This is a genomic window from Pantoea sp. B_9, assembly GCF_008632015.1.
Lineage (GTDB): Bacteria > Pseudomonadota > Gammaproteobacteria > Enterobacterales > Enterobacteriaceae > Pantoea > Pantoea dispersa.
Genome location: NZ_VWVL01000008.1, coordinates 62,631 through 87,441 on the forward strand (window position 1 = coordinate 62,631; position 24,811 = coordinate 87,441).

The 24,811-nt window shown below is 59.9% G+C and carries 21 protein-coding genes; 13 read left to right on the forward strand and 8 right to left on the reverse strand.

What is annotated here, in order from left to right; all coding sequences use genetic code 11:
* The 3 genes from F3I21_RS20010 (at nt 1) to F3I21_RS20020 (ending at nt 2,781) form a co-directional block, all read left to right on the forward strand.
* Complete coding sequence (locus tag F3I21_RS20010; RefSeq protein ID WP_150059621.1) at nt 1-1,350, forward strand: sodium:proton antiporter; 1,350 nt, start codon at nt 1-3, stop codon at nt 1,348-1,350.
* A gap of 25 nt (nt 1,351-1,375) precedes the next feature.
* Nucleotides 1,376-1,723, forward strand: a complete 348-nt coding sequence (locus F3I21_RS20015; protein ID WP_021507870.1) for a hypothetical protein — start codon at nt 1,376-1,378, stop codon at nt 1,721-1,723.
* Between the two features lie 161 nt (nt 1,724-1,884).
* On the forward strand, nt 1,885-2,781 hold the full coding sequence (locus F3I21_RS20020) for an alpha/beta hydrolase (RefSeq protein WP_058759350.1): 897 nt from the start codon (nt 1,885-1,887) through the stop codon (nt 2,779-2,781).
* Nucleotides 2,782-2,869: 88 nt separating this feature from the next.
* Here F3I21_RS20020 and F3I21_RS20025 read toward each other — a convergent pair whose 3' ends face one another.
* Entirely contained in the window at nt 2,870-3,787 is a 918-nt protein-coding gene (locus tag F3I21_RS20025) for a bestrophin family protein (RefSeq protein ID WP_150059622.1), read from the reverse strand.
* Between the two features lie 253 nt (nt 3,788-4,040).
* Between F3I21_RS20025 and F3I21_RS20030 the strand changes: the two genes are divergently transcribed.
* The gene (locus F3I21_RS20030) at nt 4,041-4,682 is read left to right on the forward strand and encodes a hydrolase (RefSeq protein WP_021508093.1); all 642 of its coding nucleotides are present in this window, start codon (nt 4,041-4,043) and stop codon (nt 4,680-4,682) included.
* A 1-nt stretch (nt 4,683) separates the two neighbouring features.
* Here F3I21_RS20030 and F3I21_RS20035 read toward each other — a convergent pair whose 3' ends face one another.
* A complete protein-coding gene (locus tag F3I21_RS20035; RefSeq protein WP_141496764.1) occupies nt 4,684-5,586 on the reverse strand; it encodes a LysR family transcriptional regulator in 903 nt (300 codons plus the stop codon).
* Nucleotides 5,587-5,681: 95 nt separating this feature from the next.
* Between F3I21_RS20035 and F3I21_RS20040 the strand changes: the two genes are divergently transcribed.
* The gene (locus tag F3I21_RS20040; protein WP_150059623.1) at nt 5,682-6,503 is read left to right on the forward strand and encodes an SDR family oxidoreductase; all 822 of its coding nucleotides are present in this window, start codon (nt 5,682-5,684) and stop codon (nt 6,501-6,503) included.
* A 39-nt stretch (nt 6,504-6,542) separates the two neighbouring features.
* Here the strand turns inward: F3I21_RS20040 and F3I21_RS20045 are convergent, their stop codons facing one another.
* The gene (locus tag F3I21_RS20045) at nt 6,543-7,475 is read right to left on the reverse strand and encodes a hypothetical protein (RefSeq protein ID WP_058759347.1); all 933 of its coding nucleotides are present in this window, start codon (nt 7,473-7,475) and stop codon (nt 6,543-6,545) included.
* A gap of 141 nt (nt 7,476-7,616) precedes the next feature.
* A complete protein-coding gene (gene gorA, locus F3I21_RS20050; protein WP_058770933.1) occupies nt 7,617-8,969 on the reverse strand; it encodes a glutathione-disulfide reductase in 1,353 nt (450 codons plus the stop codon).
* Nucleotides 8,970-9,099: 130 nt separating this feature from the next.
* Between gorA and rnz the strand changes: the two genes are divergently transcribed.
* Nucleotides 9,100-10,011, forward strand: coding sequence for a ribonuclease Z (gene rnz / locus F3I21_RS20055; RefSeq protein WP_059012345.1), 912 nt, complete (start codon nt 9,100-9,102; stop codon nt 10,009-10,011).
* A gap of 3 nt (nt 10,012-10,014) precedes the next feature.
* On the opposite strand, the gene F3I21_RS20060 is transcribed toward rnz, so the two are convergent.
* Nucleotides 10,015-10,857 carry a 23S rRNA (adenine(2030)-N(6))-methyltransferase RlmJ gene (locus tag F3I21_RS20060; protein WP_021508100.1) on the reverse strand — a complete coding sequence of 281 codons (843 nt, stop codon included), beginning with the start codon at nt 10,855-10,857 and terminating at the stop codon, nt 10,015-10,017.
* Nucleotides 10,858-11,193: 336 nt separating this feature from the next.
* Here F3I21_RS20060 and F3I21_RS23455 point away from each other — a divergent pair, with 336 nt between their 5' ends.
* From F3I21_RS23455 to rsmJ, 4 genes are all read left to right on the forward strand, one after another.
* Entirely contained in the window at nt 11,194-11,643 is a 450-nt protein-coding gene (locus F3I21_RS23455) for a hypothetical protein (RefSeq protein WP_021508101.1), read from the forward strand.
* Between the two features lie 133 nt (nt 11,644-11,776).
* The gene (locus F3I21_RS20070; protein WP_150059624.1) at nt 11,777-13,555 is read left to right on the forward strand and encodes a hypothetical protein; all 1,779 of its coding nucleotides are present in this window, start codon (nt 11,777-11,779) and stop codon (nt 13,553-13,555) included.
* Between the two features lie 216 nt (nt 13,556-13,771).
* The gene (gene prlC, locus F3I21_RS20075; protein ID WP_150059625.1) at nt 13,772-15,814 is read left to right on the forward strand and encodes an oligopeptidase A; all 2,043 of its coding nucleotides are present in this window, start codon (nt 13,772-13,774) and stop codon (nt 15,812-15,814) included.
* Nucleotides 15,815-15,822: 8 nt separating this feature from the next.
* The gene (rsmJ, locus tag F3I21_RS20080) at nt 15,823-16,572 is read left to right on the forward strand and encodes a 16S rRNA (guanine(1516)-N(2))-methyltransferase RsmJ (protein WP_058759341.1); all 750 of its coding nucleotides are present in this window, start codon (nt 15,823-15,825) and stop codon (nt 16,570-16,572) included.
* A 156-nt stretch (nt 16,573-16,728) separates the two neighbouring features.
* Here the strand turns inward: rsmJ and uspA are convergent, their stop codons facing one another.
* Nucleotides 16,729-17,166 (reverse strand): universal stress protein UspA, encoded by a 438-nt coding sequence (gene uspA / locus F3I21_RS20085; RefSeq protein ID WP_021508107.1) that lies wholly within the window; start codon nt 17,164-17,166, stop codon nt 16,729-16,731.
* A 426-nt stretch (nt 17,167-17,592) separates the two neighbouring features.
* Here uspA and uspB point away from each other — a divergent pair, with 426 nt between their 5' ends.
* Nucleotides 17,593-17,928, forward strand: a complete 336-nt coding sequence (gene uspB / locus F3I21_RS20090) for a universal stress protein UspB (RefSeq protein ID WP_010618665.1) — start codon at nt 17,593-17,595, stop codon at nt 17,926-17,928.
* A 78-nt stretch (nt 17,929-18,006) separates the two neighbouring features.
* Here uspB and pitA read toward each other — a convergent pair whose 3' ends face one another.
* Nucleotides 18,007-19,506 (reverse strand): inorganic phosphate transporter PitA, encoded by a 1,500-nt coding sequence (gene pitA, locus F3I21_RS20095; RefSeq protein WP_021508108.1) that lies wholly within the window; start codon nt 19,504-19,506, stop codon nt 18,007-18,009.
* Between the two features lie 240 nt (nt 19,507-19,746).
* Here pitA and F3I21_RS20100 point away from each other — a divergent pair, with 240 nt between their 5' ends.
* Nucleotides 19,747-20,931, forward strand: a complete 1,185-nt coding sequence (locus F3I21_RS20100) for an NAD(P)/FAD-dependent oxidoreductase (protein ID WP_150059626.1) — start codon at nt 19,747-19,749, stop codon at nt 20,929-20,931.
* Nucleotides 20,932-21,321: 390 nt separating this feature from the next.
* On the forward strand, nt 21,322-21,687 hold the full coding sequence (locus F3I21_RS20105; RefSeq protein ID WP_058780214.1) for a hypothetical protein: 366 nt from the start codon (nt 21,322-21,324) through the stop codon (nt 21,685-21,687).
* Between the two features lie 73 nt (nt 21,688-21,760).
* On the opposite strand, the gene F3I21_RS20110 is transcribed toward F3I21_RS20105, so the two are convergent.
* Complete coding sequence (locus F3I21_RS20110) at nt 21,761-24,766, reverse strand: autotransporter outer membrane beta-barrel domain-containing protein (protein WP_190286117.1); 3,006 nt, start codon at nt 24,764-24,766, stop codon at nt 21,761-21,763.
* Between the last annotated feature and the right edge of the window lie 45 nt (nt 24,767-24,811).

Below are 24,811 nucleotides of genomic sequence, written 5' to 3' on the forward strand. Positions count from 1 at the left end.
ATGAACTTCCTGGCCTGGACCGCCCTTACTGGCGGTCTGCTACTTTTGATGTCACTGGCTTCCGGCTGGATTCACCGGGGGCCGGTGACGTCGTTTGGTCTCTACCTGATCGCGGGCATTCTGTGCGGCCCGTGGATGCTTAATCTGCTGCAAATCGACATTATCGGCCACGCCGAGCTCGCCGCCCATATCACCGAAATCACCATGGCCGCCTCGCTGTTTATCACCGGGCTCAAGCTGCGTCTGCCGATGAGCGCGCACGCGTGGCGCGTCGGGCTGCGGCTGGCTTTTCCGGCGATGCTGCTGACCGTCGGCGGCATGGCCTGCCTGATTCACTGGATTACCGGCTTTGGCTGGCCGCTGTCGCTGGCGTTTGGTGCCATTGTTGCCCCGACCGACCCGGTGCTTGCCAGCCTGATCTCCGTTAACGATGCGCGCGATGACGATGCGCTGCGCGTGGCGCTCTCCAGCGAGGCCGGCATGAACGACGGTTCAGCGCTGCCGCTGCTGATGCTGGCGCTGCTGCTGATGCATCCGGGCGCCTTCAGTCTGCAGCTGCTGGGCGGCTGGGCAGCGCGCGATGTGGTGTGGGCGATTGGCGGCGGGCTGGCGATTGGTTATCTGCTCGGACGGCTGATCGGCCAGCTGGCGACCCATCTGCGCAGCGCGCATCACGATGTGGCCCCCAATGATTTCCTCGCGCTGGCGCTGATCGCCCTGAGCTACGCGGCGGCGCAGTCGGTGGATGCGTCTGGCTTCCTTGCCACTTTTGCGGCAGGCGTTGGCTTACGCCGCGCCGAGCTGCGCGTGACCAAACGCTTTCCACTGGAAGATTTACCGGAAGAGAAGCGCTACCTGCCGGCAGAGGTGCTGGTCAATCCTAACCAGCGCCTGAAGCAGGGGGGCGGCAGCCCGGTAAAATCGGTCGGCCTGGTGGTCGGCGATGCGCTGTCGTTTGGTGATACTATCGAACGCCTGCTGGCGGCAGCGATGATGGTGGTGCTGGGCATCACGCTGGCGCATCACTGGAATCTCACCGGCATCGGCCTGGCGCTGCTGCTGTTTGTAGTGGTGCGACCGCTGGCGGTATGGCTGACCACCTGGCGCTGCGAGATGCCGTTTATGCGGCGGATGCTGATTGGCTGGCTGGGGATTCGCGGCATCGGCAGTATCAATTATATTGCTTATGCCTGGGTGCACGGCCTGCAGGGCCCGCAGGCGGAACAGATGATGGACATGGCGCTGACGCTGGTGGTGTGCAGCATTGTGCTGCACGGCATCACGGTGACGCCGCTACTGAACTGGCGTGCTGCCCGGCAGGCGGCACGCGCGCAGCAAGACGAAACGTGATTTCTGGAAATAACGGGAGTTTATTATGAAAGCATTGCTTATCGCCCTGGTAGGGCTGTCGCTGTCTGCCAGCGCGCTGGCGGATGATACGGATGCCGACGCGCAGGAGAATATCTACGCCAGCCAGCTGTGCCACATTGTTAGCGGGGAGCAGAAAACCGGTGACATGCAGAGTTACACTGAGAAAATGAAGTCACAGCTGGCGGCCAGCCAGTCACCGTCGGCCATGAACAAACCCTCCTTTAACGAGGAAACCGCGCAGGAAGTGGTCAACGGCTGGCTGGAGCTGGGCGAAGAAGAGCGGGCGAAGCTGCGTCACGATCAGCAGCAGTGCGAGCAGACGGTGATGACTCAATTCCAGCAGCAGGATTAATTTTCCCTTCTCTTCGTGAATACGCGCCTTTTCTGGCGCGTTTTTTTATGGCTTTTTTGTACGAAATGCGTACATTATCGCCAGATTGAAACAGGACCTGCATCACATAATGAGACGCCGCCTTCGGGCTGGCGCATTTTCCATACCGGCTACTGGGCAAGATGATTACACGGCGTCGTTTTCTGTTGGCTAGCGGAGCAACCGTACTCTCCATGACGGCGGGCAAACTGTTTGCCCGGGATGACATTATTCCGCTCTGGCCGGACGACCCACCGGGTGGCGGCGGTCCGTCTGGCCTGCTGAAAGTCAGCGCTAACGGTTCGTGGACCAATATCGTTTCTCCCGCCATTCAGCGCTTTCGTCCGGAAAATCCCAACGGCGAAGCGGTGATCGTTGCGGCTGGTGGTGGCTACCGTTTTATCGGCATGGGGCGCGAAGCCTGGCCGGTCGCGCGCTGGCTTAATGCCAACGGGTATACCGCCTACGTGCTCAGCTACCGTCTGCCGGGTGAAAAGTGGCAGGCCGGCAGACTGGCGCCGCTGCAGGATGCGCAGCGCGCGATTCGCATGGTGCGCGCCATGGAAAACAAGGTGCACCTGCTGGGCTTTTCGGCCGGCGGCCATCTGCTCGGCATGGCGGCAGCGCGGCCTGACTTCGTCACCTATTCACCGCAGGATTCGCTGGATGACATCCGGCCAACCGCAGACAGCGTCGGGCTGATTTACCCGGTTATCACCCTTGAAGCGCCGTATCAGCACACCCGTACTCACCAGATGATCGTGGGCAATGACGCCACGCCGACCCAGGAAGCCAACTGGTCAGTGCAAAATTACGTCACCCGCGCCTATCCGCCAACCTTCCTGGCGCAGGCGGAGGACGATCATACGTCCAACCCCCACAACACCGAGCTGATGCGCGACGCCTGCCGCCGTATGCGCGTGCCGGTTGAGCTGATTGAACTGAGCAGCGGCGGCCACGGCTTTGGCCTCGGTAAAGCCGGCACCCCCGCCGCGCTGTGGGACCAGGCGTATGTCCGCTGGCTGGATAAGCTGGGTTAAGGTGTCATGGGCTGCGGTCGCCATGAATGGCGACCCTACAACAGTGTGGCGCGCTGTTTTGTAGGGTGCGCATTCATGCGCACCTGGTTCACGTCAGATTAAAATACCGGTCCGGCTGGCTCGCTGCCGGCAGCGGGAAATCGTTGTTCATCGCTTTCAGATTGCGTTCGATATTCACGCACAGCGCGTCCAGCGGCAGATGATTGGGCGCGGTGCCGAACGGATCTTCCAGCTCCTCCGCCAGCGACTCCAGCGACAAAAAGGTATACGAAATAAACACCGACACCAGCGGCGTCATCAGGTGCAAATCCGCCACCAGCGCGAACGGCAGCAGGGTGCAGAACAGATACACCGTGCGGTGCAGAATCAGGCTGTAGGCGAAGGGAATCGGTGTGCTGGCCAGCCGGTCGCAGCCACCCAGATACGCCGACAAATGGTTAAGGTTGTCATCAATACTCTGCCAGACGATATCCGTCACTAAACCCTCATCACGCCGCTGCGCCAGCCATTCGCCCATGCATAACATGATTTGTGAGGTCGGCATCGGATGGCCGAGCACCGCGGCGTGCCACGCGGGCGGCAGCAGCCGCTGCAGATCGGCCTGGGCATCGGTTTTACGTAGCCGGTGTTTCAGGCTCCAGCTAAACGCCAGCTGCAGCCCGATAAACTCCTGCACCTGTTCCGCACGCAGTCCGCGCAGCGTTTTCACCTGGCGCAGCAGCGAGCGCTGAGTGATGTGCATATTTCCCCACAGCGTGCGCGCCTCGATAAAGCGTGCGTAGCTGGCGTTATTGCGAAAGCCAAGAAAGATGGCGATCGACACGCCAATCAGGCTGAACGGTGCGGTGGTCAGGTGAATGCCGAGCGTGGAATACCAGGGATAACCCAGAATGGCGATCACTGACATCAGCAGGTTAAGCGACAGGCGGAACGCAATGCGAGAAAGCACTGAGCCGTGCCAGTCAAACAACCGGAGAAACCAGTGTTGATGAGGACGTAGGATCATTTTGCGATGGTGTTTTTTATGATTTTGTCGCCACAGATTACGCCCGTCGCAGGCGCAGAATCAACGCCGGTGATCCGCTGTTTTACCAGCAAAAACGCTGCGCTTTGGCTAATTAATCTATTTAAATCAAGCTTCTAAAAACGCTTTGAACAAGTTGTAAAATTCTTTGCGTTATCTCTTTGTCCGCGCTTTCTCTAAAGTTTATTCCAGCAGCACAACACACAAATTTAAAACCACTTTAGAGGAAACTATCATGTCTAAACTCGACCTGCTTGACCCACAGAACTCAACCCTGATCTTCATCGACCACCAGCCACAGATGGCGTTTGGTGTCGCCAATATTGACCGCCAGCAGCTCAAAAATAACACCGTCGCCCTGGCGAAAGCGGGGAAAATTTTCGACGTGCCGGTGATTTACACCTCGGTAGAAACGGAAAGCTTCAGCGGCTACATCTGGCCAGAACTGCTGGCGGTGCACCCGGAATCGAAGCCGATTGAGCGCACCTCCATGAATTCCTGGGAAGACGCGAAATTTGTCGAGGCGGTAGAGAAAACCGGCCGCAAAAAACTGATCATCTCGGCGCTGTGGACCGAAGTGTGCCTGACTTTCCCGGCCCTGATGGCGCTGAAAGCCGGTTACGAAGTGTATGTGGTGACCGATACCTCCGGCGGCACCAGTGTTGATGCGCACGAACGTTCCGTGCAGCGCATGGTGCAGGCGGGTGCGGTGCCGGTGACCTGGCAGCAGGTACTGCTGGAGTACCAGCGCGACTGGTCACGCAAAGAGACCTACGATGCGGTGATGGATCTGGTGCGTGAGCACAGCGGTGCCTACGGCATGGGCGTCGACTACGCCTACACCATGGTGCACAAAGCGCCGCAGCGTCAGGGCTGATTCAGCGGTGATGCGGCAGGCGGGTTTTTAATGCGTCGATAAACAGCCGCAGCGCCATCGACTGATGCCGGTTCGGCGGGAACCACAGCGCGATTCCCGCCGACTGAATGCGCCAGTCGGCCAGCAGCTCCACTAATTTCCCCTGCTGCAGTGCCTCGCTAACATACAGCGAAGGCACGAACGCAATCCCTGAACCGTTGATGGCCGCGCGCGCCATCAGCGCGTTATTGTCTAACGTCAGCGTACCCGGCACGTCAATCTCCAGGCTTTCTTCCGCTCGCTGATACTCCCAGCGATAGCGTTTGCCCCCGGGCAGGCGATGACGAATACACTGCTGCTGCAGTAAATCCTGCGGCTGACGCACCGGCGCGTGCGCCGCCAGATAGTCGGGCGAGGCTACGGTAACGAAGGTCAGCGGGCCGCCGAGCGCAATCGCCACCATATCCTGCGGCACATCTTCAATCAGACGGATGCCGGCATCAAACCCGGCGGCGGTGATATCTACCAGCGCGCCCTGGGCGGAGAAATCAAGCTGAATACCAGGATAGCGCGCGCTGAACTCGGGCACCACCTGATCCAGTAGCAGGCCAATCACCACATCGCTGGCGCTGATGCGCAGCGTACCGTACTGCTGCTGGCGGCTCAGGCTGACGTCGTGCAGCACCTCATCCATCTGATTGAGCAGCGGCGCGAGGCGCTGTAATAGCTGCTCACCGGCGTCGGTCAGCGACACGCTGCGTGTGGTGCGCTGAAACAGCTGCACGCCGAGGTTATGCTCCAGCGTTTTCACCAGGTGGCTGAGCGAAGAGCGCTTCAGGCCAAGCAGCTCGGCGGCGCGCCGAAAGCTGCGCTGCTCGCCCAGCGTTTTAATCGCCTGCAGTTCGTGCCAGGAAGGGCGTTTCATTGGTGGTATTTCCTCACCAGGTCATGTGCGATTGGGGAGATTATGACCACCAGTAAAGCGATCTATCATCAGGTTTTCAACATGAGGAGCGCAAAATGAAAACCTGGTTAATTACCGGTGCCAGCAGCGGACTGGGCCGACTGATGAGTGAACGTTTACTTGAGCGTGGCGATCGCGTGGTGGCAACGGTGCGCCGCGAGCAGGCACTGGCCGATTTGCAGCAGCAATATGGCGATCGGCTGCTGGTGATGCGGCTGGATCTGGCCGAAACGGCCAGTATCGCACCGGCCATCGCCACCGCCTTTGCCCGCGTCGGGCGTATTGATGTGGTGGTAAGCAACGCCGCTTACGGTCTGTTTGGCGCGGCGGAAGAGCTCAGCGACGCGCAGATTGCACGCCAGATCGCCACCAATCTCACCGGCTCGATCCAGCTGATTCGCGCCGTCATCCCGCATTTGCGCCAGCAGGGCGGTGGCCGCATTGCGCAGATCTCGTCCGAGGGCGGCCAGGTGGCGTATCCCAATTTCAGCCTGTATCACGCCAGCAAATGGGGCATTGAAGGTTTTGTCGAAGCGGTGCGCCAGGAAGTCGCCAGCTTTGGCATCGAGCTGCTGCTGGTGGAGCCGGGCCCGACCGTCACCAACTTCGCCAGCGGGCTGGATATCGCCGCGCCGCTCGACGCCTATCGTGACAACGCATCCGGTCAGTTGCGTCGGGCGATTGAAGCGGGTGACTTTGCTATATTGGGTGATGCCGGAAAATGCGTGACGGCCACGCTGGCGACGCTGGATCAGGAAACGATGCCGCTGCGGCTGGCGCTCGGCAGCACGGCCTATCAGCACATCGAGGCCGCGCTGGAAGCCCGGCTGGCAGAACTGCGAACGCAGAAAGCGCTGGCGTTTGGCGCGGATGCGTAAGTCTGTCGCTGTGGCAAAATCCTGACCGGGAAACCGGCATCAGAACAGCAGGCTGTGCGCCGTGGCGCGCAGCGCAATGCCGAGCAAAATGCCGGGCACGGCGAAGCGGAACAGGCGCGGAAAACGGCTGGAGAGCCCGAGGAAAATGCCGATGCCGGGCAGGTCGAAGGTCTGAATCAGCAGGCCTGCCGAGGCGTTGATGTTGTGCGCACTGTACTGCCCCTGTTCGACCAGACCGGCAACCACGCCGTAATAGGCGGTGCCGCCGGCCAGGCATTTGGTCAGCGCGGGCAGCACATACACCTCGGCGATATGCAGTTTCTGTAACAGCGGTGCCAGCAGCTGCGTCAGCAGCTCAATGGCGCCGGCACTCTTCAGGATGCCCACCACCGACAGCGAAAGGATCAGCATCGGCAGCGAACCGAGCGCGAGGCGAATGGCGTCGGCACCCGAGGTGTTGATGATGGCGATCAGCCCCGGCTTCGCGTCGCTGTTCTCCACGCCCTGGTCTTCATCGCGCAGCGCGACGTCGGAAAGTTTACGGGCAAAAAAGTGATAGGTTGAGGCGGCCGCCAGCACGCCACCGCTGATGGAGAACAGCAGCGCGGCGCTCCAGTTGAGCCCGTCAGGAATCAGCGGATAAAAGGCGTTGGCCTGGCCCATCGCAAACAGCATCGCCAGCGTGGCCGCCATGTGGCGGTCTGACGTGCCGCGCTTCTCCATGATCGCCAGCGCGGCGAGCGGTGCGGCAAAACTGACAAAATTTAACTGGATGAGTGCGAACAGCGCCAGGCCGGTAATCCCCAGCGGCTTCAGTAACGGCGTGGCGTGGCGCACGACAAAATCCAGCACGCCTTTCACTTCGAGGTATTTCATGATGAATAGCATCACCACCATGATGGGAATCAGGGTGTAAAGCGCGACGTCGACCGCGGCTTTGCCCGACTCCATAATTATGCTGATGATATTCACGTGCTGACGTCGTCCCGTAACCGCAAAACGCTGGCCGCCGGGCCAGCAAAGCAAAAATCATAGCGGGTATGCGCGCTGTTGAGTAGTCAGCAAACAAAAAAGCCCCCAGGCGGGGGTTATGGTGATGGCGCGGAGGCGGTGTTAGCGCATGGTGACGAACTCTTCCGCCGCCGTCGGGTGAATTGCCACGGTGTTGTCGAAGTCTTTTTTGGTGGCACCCATCTTCAGCGCCACCGCAAAGCCCTGCAGCATCTCATCCATGCCGTTGCCGATACCGTGAATACCCACAATCTTCTCTTCCGGCCCCACGCATACCAGCTTCATGCGGCACGGCTGACGGTGCTGGGTCACGGCGGTATACATGGCGGTGAACGACGATTTGTACACTTTCACCTGGTCGTCGCCATACTGCTCACGCGCCTGCGGCTCAGTCAGACCGACGGTGCCAATCGGCGGATGGCTGAACACCACGGTGGGAACGTTGCTGTAGTCGAGATGCTCGTCCGGCTTGTTATTAAACAGGCGTTCGGACAGGCGACGGCCTGCCGCCACGGCCACCGGCGTCAGCTCGACCGCACCGGTGTTATCACCCACCGCATAGATGCCTTTTACGTTAGTGTTCTGGAACTTGTCGACCTGAATGTAGCCTTTGTCATTCAGCGCCACACCGGTCACCGCCAGGTTGAGGTTATCGGTGGCGGGCTCGCGGCCAATCGCCCACACCAGGCAATCCACCGTCTGCTGCTGGCCGTTTTCCAGCTGCAGCGTCAGGCTGCCGTCAGCATTCCTGATCACCGCTTTCGGGATCGATTCGGTGTGCAGCGTCGGACCTTCCGCCTGCATCACTTCTACCAGTGTCTCAACAATCAGCGGGTCGAAGCTGCGCAGCGGCGCATGCTGACGCACAAACAGGTGAGTTTCTGCGCCCAGCGCATTCACCACGCCGGCCAGCTCTACCGCAATATAGCCTGCGCCGACTACCGCAACGCGTTTTGGCAGCGCCTCCAGTTCAAAGAAGCCGTCGGAATCGATGCCGTACTCTGCGCCCGGCACCTGTGGATGGCTGGGACGCCCGCCGGTGGCGATCAGGATATGGTCGGCGGTAATGGTCTCGCCGTTCACTTCCACCGTGTGGGCATCGACAAAGCGCGCGAACCCTTTGATCACTTCCACCTGGTTTTTACCCAGCACGTTGTCGTACGAGGTGTGGATACGGTCGATGTAGGCGCTGCGATTTTTCACCAGCGTTGACCAGTCAAAGCGATTAACGGTGGTATCAAAGCCGTAATCCGGACCGTACAGGTGAATTGCTTCGGCGATTTGCGCCGCATGCCACATCACTTTCTTCGGTACACAGCCGACGTTGACGCAGGTGCCGCCCAGCTCTTTCGCTTCGATCAGCGCGCACTTCTGGCCATACATCGCCGCACGGTTAATGGAGGCGATACCGCCGCTGCCGCCGCCAATGGCGAGGTAATCAAAATGTCTGGTCATCCGTTGTGTCCATCTGTTGGAGGAAAACTGGCATAGAGTGTAACGCCGCTTCAGTTACCGGCGCAAAGTTTGCACCTATGTATGTAATAGGGTTGAATGCCGGCAAGGGGTTGGCTTAAAGGAACTTATCATGCACCTGACATTTCTTGGTACCGGCGCGGGCGCGCCCAGCCTGCAGCGTAACGTCACCGCCATTGCGCTGACGCTGTCGAAACGCGGCGAGACCTGGCTGTTCGACTGTGGCGAAGCGACGCAGCATCAGTTTATGCGATCGGCGCTTAAGCCCGGCAAGCTGGAAAAAATCTTTATTACCCATTTGCATGGCGATCACATCTTTGGCCTGCCAGGGCTGCTCACCAGCCGTTCGATGGCGGGCCTGACCGAGCCGATGACGCTGTACGGTCCGAAAGGATTGCGCCAGTTTGTCGACACCGCGCTCAGCCTGAGTGGCTCTTATACCGGCTATCCGCTGGAGATTGTTGAGATCGAAGCCGGTCCGGTGCTGGATAACGGTGAGTTTCGCGTCACTGCTTATGCGCTAAACCACGTGGTCGAGTGCTATGGCTACCGCATCGAACAGCATGATAAGCCGGGCTTCCTAGACGCACCGCGCCTGAAGGCGGAAGGCGTGCCGCGCGGCCCATGGTATCAGGATCTGAAACAGGGCAAACGCATCACGTTGGAAGATGGCCGCGAGATCAACGGCGCCGACTATCTTGGCCCGGCCACCAAAGGCAAAGTGCTGGCGATCTTCGGCGATACCGGCCCCACCGAGGTGGCGTTGCAGCTGGCGGCGAACGCCGATGTGATGGTGCATGAAACCACGCTGGAAGCGGCGATGGCGGAAAAAGCCAACGGGCGCGGCCACTCCACGACAGTGCAGGCGGCCAGCGTGGCACAGCGCGCTGGCGCAAAACGCATGATCGCTACGCACTTTAGCTCGCGCTATTTGTCACAGGATCGGGAAAGGCTGCTGGCTGAGTGCCAGTCGGTGTTTCCGGCCACCGAACTGGCGCATGATTTTGCGATATTTGAGGTGTAGCGCTTATTCCGGCACGATTTGCGTCACGCTGTAGTGACCGGTGCCGGCGGGCACCAGCTTCTGGTGCAGCCACGGCAGCAGCTCTTCCATCTGCGCTTTCAGCTTCCACGGCGGGTTGATGACAATCATCCCGGACGCGGTCATGCCGCGCTGATCGCTGTCCGGACGTACTGCCAGCTCGATCTGCAGAATATTTCGGATGCCGGTGGCTTCCAGATCCTTCAGCATGTGCTTGATCTGCTGGCGCAACACCACCGGATACCACAGCGCATAGACACCGGTGGCGAAACGTTTGTGACCTTCCTGAATGCCTTTCACCACATCCTGATAATCGCTTTTCATTTCGTACGGCGGGTCGATAAGGATCAGGCCGCGACGGGTCGGTGGCGGCAGTTTGGCCTTCAGCTGCTGATAACCATCCGCGCGTTCAACGCGGGCGCGCGCATCTTTACTGAACTCACTGCGCAGCAGCGGGTAATCGGTCGGATGCAGTTCGGTGAGCTGCAGCTTATCCTCGTCGCGCAGCAGATGGCGGGCGATCAGCGGCGAGCCAGGGTAATAGCGCAGCGTACCGGTTGGGTTAAGGTTGCGAATCGCCGCCAGATAGGGCTTCAGCAGCGCCGGTGCGTCCGGCTGTTGCCAGATACGCGCAATGCCTTCCAGATATTCGCCGGTACGTTCGGCGTGCTCACCGCTCAGCTGGTAACGTCCGGCACCGGCGTGGGTGTCCAGATAGAGGAAAGGTTTCTCCTTCTCCATCAGGGCGGTGAGGATCAGGCTTTCAACGGTGTGTTTCAGCACGTCGGCGTGGTTGCCGGCATGAAAACTGTGGCGATAACTCAGCATAAAAAAGAGGGGTCCGCGGTTGGATCAATGAAGTCGAATAGATCGTGTGTGGCGCGATTATAGCCGCGCCGCATAAAAATTGCTGACGTTTTACCATCCGCTTAAGTTTTCAGCGCCCGGGTCGCTTTAGCGGAATGCGACCGGTCTGGTAGAGAACTAATTTCACTTAGGGATAATTCGACTCTCGAAATTTTACCGCAGATTAAGTAAGTTAGTAGCCGAAAACGAAGCGGTCGCGAGCGAAATGCCAGGAATGCGTCTCTGGCAAGGAAACTTTTCGGCCATGGCCGTATAATTTTTTGCTTTAAGCATCCTTAATAACTCCTGGTGACAATAATGAAAAAAATGACTGGTATCGCGGTGGCAAGCCTGCTGGCACTGGCCGGCTGCGCGAAACAACAGCCTGTTCATAGCCTGGTAACGCCGCCCGCCGCCGACGCTCAGCCGATGGCTGAATCCGCTGCACGGCCTGACGGCCAGCCGTTTGTAACCGAAGCGCCAGCCCAGCCGGCCGCTGCCTCGTTCGCTGACGATCGCGCCAGCAACATTCAGCAGTGCCGTAAAGAGCTGGATGCGATGCGCCTCTACAGCCAGGCGTCTTACGACAGCTACCAGGCGGAATTCCAGAAAATTGGCGCGCAGACCAACAAATATCTGCAGATTAAAGATTCGATTGGCGCGGATATTAACGATTTAGTCATGCCGCGCTATCAGTTCCAGATCCGTGAACTGTGCTTCCGCATTAAAACCCGTCTGTCACAGCTGATTATTCGCCAGGCCGGTTAACAATAACGGCGTAAGCCGACCCCTTTTTTAACAGCGCGACAACCTCGCGCGGTGGATGGCTTCATCTCAATTAACATATTGAGATGAGGCCTTTTGTTTTCTTAGCGGCAAGGAGCCGCGACTGGAGGTTTTGATGACACAGCGTCATCTGCTGGCGGTGCTGATTAGCGCGGCCTTACTGCTACCCGGACAGGCCGCGTCAGCGGCTGATGATGACATGCTGCGCGCGTTCAGCGAAGCAGCGCGCACCCTGCCGCCGGCACCGGCAGCAAAACCACAGCCACCTGCAAAACCGGCCGCTAAACCGGCGGCGAAAACCGTCAGCAGGGCAGAGAAAAAAGCCGCAACAGCGCCCGATCACAGTGCGGAACTGACGCGTCTGCGCGCCCGCGTGGCGGAGCTGGAAAAGCTGTCTGCGGCACCTGCGGTGAAAGCGGATGATGTGTTAAAGGCGCAGCTGGCCGCCAGCGACAAAAAACTGGCAGCGCTCAGCGCGGAGAAGCAGCAGCAGGAGAAAAACATTGCCACGCTGCAGCAGGCGCTGAAAGAGGCACAGCAGCAGCAAAGCACCGGCAGCGCCCAACTGATGAAGCAGCTCAACGACGCGCGCGCGGCGGCCACCCAGAGCGCCGACGCGCTGAAGGCGCTGAAAGCGGAAAACGATAAGGCGCTGGCGGCGCTGCAGGCAGAGAGCAAAAAACAGCTCAGTGCCCAGCAGGCCGCAAGTGACAAAAAGCTGGCGGCGCTCAGCGCGGAGAAGCAGCAGCAGGAGAAAAACATCGCCACGCTGCAGCAGGCGCTGAAAGAGGCACAGCAGCAGCACAGCTCCGGCAGCGCCCAGTTGACGAAACAGCTCAGTGACGCGCGCACGGCGGCCACCCAGAGCGTCGACGCGCTTAAAGCGCTGAAAGCCGAAAACGAGAAAGCGCTGGCGGCGTTGCAGGCAGAGAGCAAAAAGCAGCTCAGCGCCCAGCAGGCGGCAAGCGACAAAAAGCTGGCGGCCCTACAGGCAGAAAACAGCAAGGCGCTGGCGGCGCTGCAGGCAGAGAGCATAAAACAGCTCAGCGCCCAGCAGGCTGAGAGCGCCCAAAAACTGGCCGCGCAGCAGACTGCAAGCGACAAACAGCTGCAAGCGTTACAGTCACAGCAGACGGAAAGCGAGAAGAAGCTCACCGCGCTGCAGACGCAGCAGGCCGAGCGCGAAAAACAACTCGCCGCGCTGGATAGCGAAAAACAGCAGCAGGCGCACAACCTGGCGCAGCTGACGCGGGAACTGGAGGCGGCGAAGCAGCAACCGGCCGCCGCGCCGAAACTTTCTGCCCCGAAAAGCGATGCTGAACGCGATGGTTACACGCTGGGTCAGTTCATCGCCAGCAATGCGGTAGTGCAGTTGCAGATGGTCAAAGACATCGGCCTCAGCATCAGTATGGATCAGCTGATTGCCGGCTTAACCACCCAGCTGCAAAGCGGTGATTCGCTGCTTGATGGCGAAGAGATGGCGCGCCGTTACGCCACTATGCAGGCCTCCATTGGCAAAGGACTGAACGCACTGATTGAAAAAGGTTACGCGCAGCTGGACAAGAAAGTGGCGAAGCGTAAAGCGCTGAAGAAAGATCTCGGCATGCAGTGGTTTGCGGTGAAAAGCGTCAAAGGCAAACTGCTGCCGGACCAGCAGGCGGCGGTCAGCGTCCGCGTTACCACTCTGAGCGGCAAGGTAATCAATGATTTTTCGCACGATCAGGTGCCGTTCAACGACAGCCTGCCGCCACTGTTGCAGGAGGGCATGTCGCTGACCGGTAAAGGCGGCGCAGTGGAAGGCTGGGCGCTGGCGAAAGATATTTATGAGCGCGAGCCGCTGCCACCGTGGGTCGCGCCGTATGATGTGATCCATTATCAGCTGACCATCAAATAACCTCTGGCCCGCCGTCTGGCGGGCTTTTTTTTCAACATTGCGCGCTAGATCGCGTCGCTACTGATACGTGCACTTATTGTAGCGGCGCGATTCATCGCGCGTTTTTCTGTCCGCCCTTGCGGGTGGCATTGATTTTCCCCTCGTCTGGCCGCATGTTAGTAAAATTGCGCCGCGCCCCTGCGCGCGGCCCCACTCCATGATGAAAGGACTGCGCTTATGACCAATCCGTTACTCACGCCTTTTACGCTACCGCCTTTTTCCGCCATCAAACCTGAGCACGTGGTTCCCGCTGTAACTGAAGCGCTGAACGACTGTCGCGCGGCGGTGGAGCGCGTAGTGGCGCAGGGCGCGCCTTACACCTGGGAAAATTTAGTCCAGCCGCTGGCGGAAGTGGACGATCGCCTGGGCCGCATCTTCTCGCCGGTCAGCCATCTCAACTCGGTAAAAAACAGCCCGGAACTGCGCGAAGCCTACGAGCAGACGCTGCCGCTGCTGTCCGAATACAGCACCTGGGTGGGCCAGCATGAAGGCCTGTATCAGGCGTATCGCAACCTGCATGAGGGCGAGAGCTACGCACAGCTGGATACCGCGCAGAAGAAAGCGGTGGATAACAGCCTGCGCGACTTTGAGCTGTCCGGTATCGGCCTCGATAAACAGAAACAGAAACGCTATGGCGAGATCGCCGCGCGCCTCTCCGAACTGGGATCGGCTTACAGCAACAACGTGCTGGACGCCACCATGGGCTGGAGCAAACTGATCACCGACGAAGCCGAGCTGGCGGGCATGCCGGAGAGCGCTTTGGCCGCAGCCAAAGCGCAGGCGGAAGCCAAACAGCAGGAAGGCTGGCTGCTGACGCTGGATATCCCAAGCTATCTGCCGGTGATGACCTACTGTGACAACGCCGCGCTGCGTGAAGAGATGTATCGCGCCTATTCCACCCGTGCCTCCGATCAGGGCCCGAACGCCGGTAAATGGGACAATGGCCCGATCATGGCGGAAGAGCTGGCGCTGCGCCACGAGCTGGCCGAGCTGCTGGGCTTTGACTCGTTCGCCGACAAATCGCTGGCGACCAAAATGGCGGAAAGCCCGTCTCAGGTGATCGACTTCCTGAACGACCTCGCTAAACGCGCGCGTCCGCAGGGTGAAAAAGAGCTGGCGCAGCTGCGTGCCTTTGCCAAAAAAGAGTTTGGCGTGGATGACATGAATCCGTGGGATCTCACCTATTACGGCGAGAAGCAGAAACAGCATCTGTACACCATCAGCGACGAACAGCTGCGTCCGTACTTCCCGGAATCACGCGCGGTGAACGGTCTGTTTGAAGTGGTGAAGCGTATTTATGGCATCACCGCCAAAGAGCGTACCGATGTGGATGTTTACCATCCGGATGTGCGTTTCTTCGACCTGTTCGACGAGAGCGGCGAGCTGCGTGGCAGCTTCTACCTCGACCTTTACGCGCGCGAGCACAAGCGCGGCGGCGCGTGGATGGATGACTGCGTCGGGCAGATGCGCAAAGCCGATGGCAGTCTGCAGAAGCCGGTGGCGTACCTGACCTGTAACTTCAATCGCCCGGTCCAGGGCAAACCGGCGCTGTTCACTCACGATGAAGTGACCACGCTGTTCCACGAGTTCGGCCACGGCCTGCACCACATGCTGACGCGCATCGAAGCGCCGGGCGTGTCTGGCATCAACGGCGTGCCGTGGGATGCGGTCGAGCTGCCGAGCCAGTTTATGGAAAACTGGTGCTGGGAGCCGGAAGCGCTGGCGTTCATCTCCGGCCATTACGAAACCGGTGAGCCGCTGCCGAAAGCGCTGCTGGATAAAATGCTGGCGGCGAAGAACTATCAGGCGGCGCTGTTCATTCTGCGTCAGCTGGAGTTCGGCCTGTTCGATTTCCGTCTGCATACCGAGTTTAATCCGGCGCAGGGCGCGCAAATCCTCGAAACCCTGCGTGAAGTGAAAAAGCAGGTTGCCGTGGTGCCGAGCCCGGAGTGGGGCCGCTTCCCGCACGCCTTCAGCCACGTGTTTGCCGGTGGCTACGCGGCGGGTTACTACAGCTATCTGTGGGCCGACGTGCTGGCTGCCGATGCGTATTCGCGCTTCGAAGAAGAGGGCATCTTCAACCGTCAGACCGGTCAGTCGTTCCTCGACAACATCCTGACGCGCGGCGGTTCCGAAGAGCCGATGGAGCTGTTCAAACGCTTCCGCGGTCGTGAACCGCAGCTGGATGCGATGCTGGAACACTACGGAATTCAGGGATAAGCCTGCTTGTGAAGATCGGTTTAGTGGATGAAACAGGCGCCGGAGACGGCGCCTTATTACATTTGGCGCAGCGCTGGGGGCTGGAGCAGGACGACAGCGCCACGCTGGCGCTGGTGCTGACAGCGCAGCATCTGGAGCTGCGTAAAGTGGATGAGCCAAAGCTTGGCGGCATATTTGTCGATTTCGTTTCCGGTGCGATGGCGCACCGGCGCAAATTTGGCGGCGGGCGCGGCGAAGCGGTGGCGAAAGCGGTGGGCATCAAAGGGGATTACCTGCCCGACGTGGTGGACGCGACGGCGGGACTGGGGCGCGATGCCTTTGTGCTGGCCGCGCTGGGCTGTCGCGTGCGTATGCTGGAGCGCCATCCGGTGGTCGCGGCGCTGCTGGAAGATGGTTTGCGGCGTGGCTATGAAGATGCGGAGATCGGCGGCTGGCTGCGCGAGCGCCTGACGCTGCTGCATGTGGTCAGCCAGCAGGCGCTGAGTGATATCACGCCGGCACCGGACGTGGTGTATCTCGATCCGATGTATCCGCACCGGCAGAAAAGCGCGCTGGTGAAGAAGGAGATGCGGGTGTTTCAGTCGCTGGTGGGGCCGGACGAGGATGCCGATGCGTTGCTCGAACCGGCGCGCCGTCTGGCGAAGAAGCGCATCGTGGTGAAGCGCCCGGATTACGCACCGCCGCTGGCCGGCGTCGCCACCCAATCAGCGGTGGTGACCAAAAGCCACCGTTTCGATATTTATCCGCCGTTGGTTTAGGCGGTGCGGCAATAAAACAGGTCGGCATCAATGCCGACCCTACAGCGTTTATGTTCATTGCAGGTTCGCCATTGATGGCGACCGAATCGCACCGTATCCTGCAGGGTCGCCATTGATGGCGACCGAATCCGGTCCCGGCGACCCCACGCCTCGCGGTTATTCCTCTTCCTCGTCGCGCAGCGGCACAATCAGCATATCGATATGCACGGTATTAATCAGCTGGCGCGCTGATGACATCAGCTTGCTCCAGAAATCCTGATGATGGCCGCACACCACCAAATCGACATCGTATTTTTTAATCGCGTCCACCAGCACCTGGCCGAGATCGCCGCTGCCGCTCAGGGTTTCGCTAATCGGATAACCGGCGTTGGTGGAAAGCTCGCGCAGCGCGGTGTGTGTCTCTTCCGAAATACGCTTCTGCATATCGCCGAGGTTGACGTCAATCAGCCCGGTGTAGAGATCTGAATAGTTCACATCAACGTGAATCAGCGAGATTTTTGCATCATAAGGACGGGCCAGTGATACCGCTTTATCAACCAGTAACTGGCTTTCCGGGGAAAGGTCTACTGCAATCAGGATGTGTTTATAAGCCATGATAAAACTCCTTTCTCAAGATTCTGGGGCAACCCGAATTTCTGCCGTTCGGCTGGCGTAATCCTTTGCGCGTAACGGCGATGAAGCGCCACCAACCACAATGTCAGCCACGCAGGCGAATAATTGTTATATCCCGAGTATAGCCAGAGTGGGTAGCAAATGCTGCAAACCGAAGCCCGGCTGTGAGTCAGATCATGGGTTATCGCTTTTTTCGCTCGCGCTGAACGAAAATCATCGCTGGAAAAAATTTAAACAGATCTCCTACACTGAAAATGAGGGCCACTCCCGTCCGGGTAGCGCGCTCAGGTCCGCATAACAAACAACAATGCAATTCGATTCATCTGTGGCTGGCTTATTTCCCGTGGGGCGTCTGCAGCTTTTCCCCGCTGCAGGTAACGTCATTGCGGCTCCAGCCGGGAGGGGAACATGATCAGCACTATCGCGCTTTTTTGGGCTCTGTGTGTGGTTTGTCTGGTGAATATGGCGCGTTACTTCTCATCGTTGCGCTCACTGCTGGCGGTGCTGCGCGGGTGCGATCCGTTGCTGTATCAGTATGTTGATGGTGCCGGTTTCTTTACGTCCCACGGTCAGCCGAGCAAGCAGGTGCGGCTGGTGCGCTATATCTGGGAGAAACGCTATCGCGATCATCACGACGATGAATTTATTCGTCGCTGCGAGCGGGTGCGCGGTCAGTTTGTTCTGACCAGCGGGCTGTGTTTTCTGGTGGTGGTGAGCCTGATCGCCTTAGCGATTTGGCACTGAGAGGGGGAGCGGGTTCTGTCGCGGCGCGCTGTGTTGTATTCGCAACGCATCACGGCAGAACCGTGCAACGCTGAAGCGTTAAATCAGCTTCAGCGCAATCCAGTACAGCGAGCCAGACAGCAAAATACACACTGGCAGGGTGAATACCCAGGCCATTGCGATATTTTTGATGGTGCGGCTTTGCAGCCCACCGCCATCCACCAGCATGGTACCGGCAACCGACGATGACAGAATGTGCGTGGTCGAAACCGGCATCCCGGTGTAGCTGGCGATACCAATCGACACCGCCGCCGTGACCTGGGCCGACATGCCCTGCGCATACGTCATGCCTTTTTTACCGATCTTCTCGCCGATGGTGGTCGCCACGCGGCGCCAGCCAATCATGGTACCGATGCCGAGCGCCAGCGCGACCGCCACGATAATCCATACCGGCGCATACTCGATGGTGCCGAGCAGATCGCCTTTCAGCTTATTGAGGAAGCGCTTATCGTCGGCGCTGGTCTCCGGCAGCTTAGCGGCTTTGTCCGCGGTGTCGGAGATGCACAGCAGCAGACGACGCATCTGACCGCGCTGGTCAGGCGTGAGATCGCTGTAGCTCTGCAGATTACCCAGCAGACCCTGCGCACGGTTAATCGCATCGAGCGCACGGGAGCTATCACAATGGAACTCCTGCGGGCCGCCGAGCGACTCTTCCGGCGTCGGCACCGCCGGTGGCGCCATCTGCACGATGTGCGTCAGCGACTGGCCGTGCTGCTGGTAATACTGCTCCAGATGGTTCACCGCATCGCGCGTACGGGTGATGTCATAACCGGAGGCATTCATATTCACCACAAAGCCCGCCGGCGCGACACCGATCAGAACCAGCATGATCAGGCCGATGCCTTTCTGACCGTCGTTGGCACCGTGCGAATAGCTCACGCCAATGGCGGAGACAATCAGCGCGATACGTGTCCAGAACGGAGGCTTTTTCTTGCCGTCGATCTTCTCGCGGTCAGCAGGCGTCATGTGGATGCGAGCCCGTTTTTTGGTGCTGCTCCAGTAGCGACGCAGCAGGAAAATCAGGCCACCCGCAATGATCAGACCAACAATCGGCGACAGAATCAGGGAGAGGAAAATATTGATGACTTTCGGCAGATTCAGCGCATCCACCACCGATGTACCGGTCATCAGCGCATTGGTGAGACCAATACCGATGATAGCGCCGATCAGCGTGTGTGAACTGGACGCCGGTAAGCCGAGATACCAGGTACCGAGGTTCCAGATAATCGCCGCCAGCAGCATGGAGAACACCATGGCGAGCCCATGCGCCGAACCGACATTCAACAGCAAATCGGTTGGCAGCATATGCACGATGGCATAGGCCACGCTCAAACCGCCGAGCAGCACACCTAAGAAGTTGAACACACCGGCCATCACAACCGCCAGTTGCGCCCGCATCGCACGGGTGTAAATGACTGTAGCGACCGCGTTGGCAGTGTCGTGAAAGCCGTTGATTGCTTCGTAAAACAACACAAACAGCAGAGCAAGAACCAATAACAGGCCGGTGCTTAGGTCAAGACCAGCAAACAGATGTAGCATAAACGTTACGCCATTTTGGAGGACATGAACGCGGCGCATTATCTGCGACAACGTGCGCTATGGGAAAGAAAAATATAGCTCTTTTTTGTCTTAAATTTGTCATCCGGCAGGTAATTAATGGCAAAAAGACCGCAAAATGAGCAAGTTACAATATGACACATTTACGGCAATTTTTTGTCGCTGGCGCGAAAAGCCGCAGATCTCTACAATCAGCGCCTTTCAATCAGGTGGGTTAAGGCAGTGGAAAAGTTTGACGTTATCATTATTGGTGCAGGCGCGGCCGGCATGTTCTGCGCGGCGCAGGCCGGGCAATTAGGCCGTCGCGTGTTGCTGCTGGATAACGGCAAGAAGGCAGGGCGCAAAATTCTGATGTCCGGCGGCGGCCGCTGCAACTTCACTAATCTGTACACCGAACCGGCGGCGTATCTGTCGCATAATCCGCACTTCTGCAAATCGGCGCTGGCGCGCTACACCCAGTGGGATTTCATCGATCTGGTTAATCGTCACGGCATCGCCTGGCACGAGAAAACTCTCGGCCAGCTGTTCTGCGATGATTCGGCGCAGCAGATTGTTGATCTGCTGCTGAAGGAGTGTGAAGCCGGCCAGGTGACGCTGCGACTGCGCAGCGAAGTGCTGAGCGTGGCGCGCGACGACGACGGTTATACGCTGCAACTGAATGGCTCGGCGGTTCGCGCGGACAAGCTGGTGATCGCCAGCGGTGGTTTGTCGATGCCGGGACTGGGGGCAACGCCTTTCGGTTATAAAGTGGCGGAACAGTTTGGCCTGCGCGTCCATCCGACGCGCGCCGCGCTGGTACCTTTTACGCTGCATAAGCCGCTGCTGGAGCAGCTGAACACGCTTTCCGGCGTGGCGCTGCCGACCACCATCACCGCTCAGGACGGCACGCTGTTTAAAGAGGCGATGCTGTTTACCCACCGCGGCCTGTCCGGTCCGGCGGTGCTGCAGATCTCCAGCTACTGGCAGCCGGGCGATTTTGTCACCGTCAACCTGTCGCCGGAGACCGCGCTGGACGATTTTATCGACGTGCAGCGCGCGGCGCATCCCAACCTCAGCCTGAAAAACAGCCTGGCGAAGATCCTGCCGAAGCGGCTGGTGGAAGTGCTGCAGGAGCTGCAGCAGATTCCGGACGTAACGCTGAAGCAGCTTAACAGCAAGCAGCAGAGCGAGCTGGTGACTACGCTGCACCAGTGGCGCGTGCAGCCAAACGGCACCGAAGGCTATCGTACCGCCGAAGTGACGCTGGGCGGCGTGGATACCACGCAGCTGTCGTCTAAGACCATGGAAGCACGTGATGTGCCGGGGCTCTATTTCATTGGCGAAGTGGTGGACGTGACGGGCTGGCTCGGCGGCTACAATTTCCAGTGGGCGTGGAGCTCGGCGTGGGCGTGCGCGCAGGCGGTTTAATCATTTGAATTCATAGTGGTTTTTCCCTCACCCTAACCCTCTCCCGCAAGCGGGAGAGGGAACTGACCGGTGCCGGTTGGGGAGAGGGAACTGGGCGGTGCCGGTTGAGGAAAGGAAACTGGGCGGTGCATGCCTTTCACACTTTCCACCCGCTGCGCCTTCCCGGTTAACGAATGTGACGCACTGCCTTCCCCGCCGGCAGGGGACCACTCCCTCTCCCGCTTGCGGGAGAGGGCCGGGGTGAGGGCAAACCCAAACCCAAACGACTAAGAATCTCCCCCATTTGTCAGACTGCACTGACCGGCGCGTAGGCCTGGTCTCATTAACCTTAAACCTGCCAGTCCTTAAAATAGCCTGAGGCCAGCCGGTCAGCACAGGGGAAGCGCAGGGATGAAAGACGCATACATGGATTGGTTTATTCACCACTTTATTCAGCCGCCGCGCCAGGCGCGCGTGCGTTTGCTGGCTTATACCGGCGGGCCGGTGGCCGCGCATCAGCTGGCGAACAGCCTGCCGCGCTGGCTCAATAACGATGTGCAGCACCTGCGACGCGGCATGATGCGCGAGTACCGGGCGCAGATTAACGGCATGGCGCATTTTCCGGCGCTGGTGACGGATTTCAATGACGCACGCACGCTGGCGCTGGCGGAGCTGCAGCCGCAAAAGGGAGGACGTATGCTGGTGATCAGTCCCGGCGCCGGGCTGTTCTTTCTGTTTCAGCCGCAGGGCGGTGGACGCGTAGGGCGTGTCGCTTAACGCGCTGCGGCACCCTGTCAGCCAGACAGTGGTGCCGCAGCAAAAGGCACGCTGAATGCGTGCCAGATGAGGATCAGAACTGCCAGCGCAGGCCCGCGCTGCCGCTCCACGGTGATGTCAGCTTATCGCCGTGGCTCCAGCTGGCGTCCGCATACAGCGCAACATCGCGCGTCAGTGAGACGTTAACGCCCGCGCCCAGCTCCAGTCGTTGGCCCGCCAGATTGCTGTTCATGCGTTGATCGTTAACGCTGACGGTATTATCGCGCACCAGCTCCTGCGCCAGCGCGGCACGCAGCCACGGCTGCACTTTGCCGCCGTTCTCCAGCGCCAGCTCGCGTCCACCGGTCAGGTTCAGCGTTGCCAGACGCGATCCGCCAGACGCCGCCTTCGCCGCCAGATCGTTACTCAGGCGATATGCTTTGCCCTGCACCCACAGCGAGGAGAACTGCAGTGATGGCTCGGCGAACCAGCCGTTCTGATAGTTAAACTTGCGGCCCAGCTCCAGCGAGGCACCAAATCCGGCGGTCTGATAGCTGCCGCTGGCCTTGCTGCCATCGGACATGCGCGCGTCGGCGCGGTTGCTGAAGTTGTTGGCTTTCACCACCGCATCGGCGAACCAACCGTCATTCAGCAGCCAGGTGTGATAGCCACCAATATAGAAACTGTTGATGGTGCCCTGGCTGCCGCCGCTGAAGGCCAGCCGGCTTTTGCTGATACCGCTGAACACGCCGAGCAGGCGCTGGCCATAACCGGTGGTTTTGGCGCTATCGACGCCCATCGCCACGCCCTGCATCTGCTGGCGCCACGCCACGCCGCTGCGCGCATTGATACGCCAGTCATTGCCGATGACGCGCGTCCAGGCGCCGCCCTGCGCTGCGCTGTTGCGCACTTCGCCAAGACGGGTACGCAGATTAGTTAGCTCGCTGTACCAGGCGATCGGCGCGGCGTTAAACAGTGCGGTGACTGTGGCGGCGGAAGGCGTTGGTAACGGCTGCTTGTCCTCATCGTGCTTCTGCGCCAGCACCCAGTCCTGGCCGCGCTGCTCCAGCTGATACTGCCACGCGCCGGCATCCACCACGCCGTGCTCCAGCGCAAAGTGGGCATCGCCGCCGCCGGTAGTCACCACCGTCAGCGCCGCGTCGCTCTGCTGCGGTTCGCGCCCGCTGTTACTAATCCCCAGCCGATGATCGCCGCTGGCAGCGCCCACAACACGAATCAGATCGCCCTGCAATGCTGCCAGATCGGTGTTCAGGTGATAGCTGCCGTTGCCGCTCAGCGTTTGCACATCCAGCGTGCTGAAGCCGCTGGCCTGCGGGGCAAAGCTCACGTTGCCGTCGCTGTGCAGCGTATTAAGCGTTGAGCTGGCGCGGAGCTGCCACTGGCTGCTGGCGTCGAGCGTCAGGCTATCGACGCCCTGAACGCTGCCGCTCAGCTGTGAGGCGTTGCTCAGCGCCAGCGCCACCCGGCTGGCGGCGTCGGCGCGCACGTCGCCTTGCAGCCGTACATGGTTATCCGCGTTCAGCGTGACTTCTGACGGCAGCGTGCCGCTCGCCACGTCCAGCAGCGCGTCGCCGCCCTGCAGCTGGCTGCCGTTGGTCAGCGTGATGTCAGCGTTGCTGTTGGTCACTTTGATGGCCGCACCCTGCTGGCTGACGATTTGCGTACTGTCGAGCGTTACCGTGCTACTGTCGCCGTTGCTGTTGGCGTTCACCAGCAAACCCGCTGCCTGCTGGCCTGCGGTGCTGAGCGTGCTGTGCTGCAGCTGCATACTGCCAGAGCGCACCCAGGCGCCGTGCGCGCCAGCGCCTTCTGTTTTGACATCGACCTGTTTACCGCTGATCGCCGAGCCCGGATAGGCCAGCAGGCCAGTGGCGGAATCACCGGCGGTGCGCACCTGAGTGTTGGCCAGATTGATGTTGCCGCCGCGCGCGGCAAACACGCCGATGGCGCCGGAGCCGTGGGTTTCCACCGTCAGATGCTGCGCATCAACCTGCGCTTCGCTGTACAGACCATAGCTGCCGGCTCCCTGCGTACTGAGCGCAACATTGTCCAGCGTGGCGTTGCCAAACTGTGCGTGAAAGGCGTGGGCATTGTTGCCTTCGCTGCTGAAGCGACTGTCCTGCGCGTGGGCGGAGGCGCTCTCCGAGGCGATCCACAGCGTGTGCGCGTTATCGGCGTGCGTGTTAAAGCTGCCGCCGAGTAGCGTGGCGGTCGAGCGATTGTTGACGTTGACCGCCATACCGCTTTGCGTGTCGACCGTAACGTTATCCAGCAGCACATCGCCGCCCAGCGTATACACGCCGTCGCCGGCATCGGTGACGATCTGGCTATCGCTCAGCGTTACGCTGCCGCGTCCGCTGCTGCCCTGCGGGTTATAGATCTCAATGCCGCGATGACGGTCACTGACGTTGATCGCTACCTGACTGCCGTTCAGCGTACCGTTGCCCAGCTCGATTGCCGCACGCGTGCCGGCACCGCTCAGTTCAATGGTCACATCGCTGAGCGCCGCGCGCGCATTGCCGCGTCCGCCACCGCCCAGCGCTAATCCGCCGCCATTTTCACCGCTGGCGCTGATGCGGCTGTCGCGCAGCGTCAGCTGGCCCTGGCTGAGGGTAACGCCGGTGGCATCGCGCCCGCGGCTGCTGAGCGTGACATCCGTCAGGGTGACCTCGCTGTCGCCGCTGGCCATCACGCCGGCGCTGCTGTCGCCCAGCGTGCTGATGCTGCCGCCGCGCATCACTAATTGTCCGTCGCTGAGGTTCGCGCCGTGCGCCATCACGCCGTCAGTGGCGAGATGGGCACCATCCAGTTCGATGCATCCGCCGTTCAGTGCCTGCGCCGCATACAGCAGGCTACCGGTGGTGACGAAGTTCAGGCCGGGCACGGCGGTGGTGAGCAGACTGCCGGCGCCGCTGGCCAGCAGCGGATAGTCACGCGCGCTGCGTGATTCGTAGCCGCTGGTCGCCGCGACTTTGGCACCGTCGAGCGCCTGCCACGCCGAGGCCGCCTGCGCACCGCTGGCAACCAGCAGCGCCAGCGCGCAGCTGTAAGAGAGAGGGGAAAGTCGGAAGTGTGCCATGTCTGTTCTCCTTTTTATGGCGTAAAAAAACGGGCGCATCAGTGC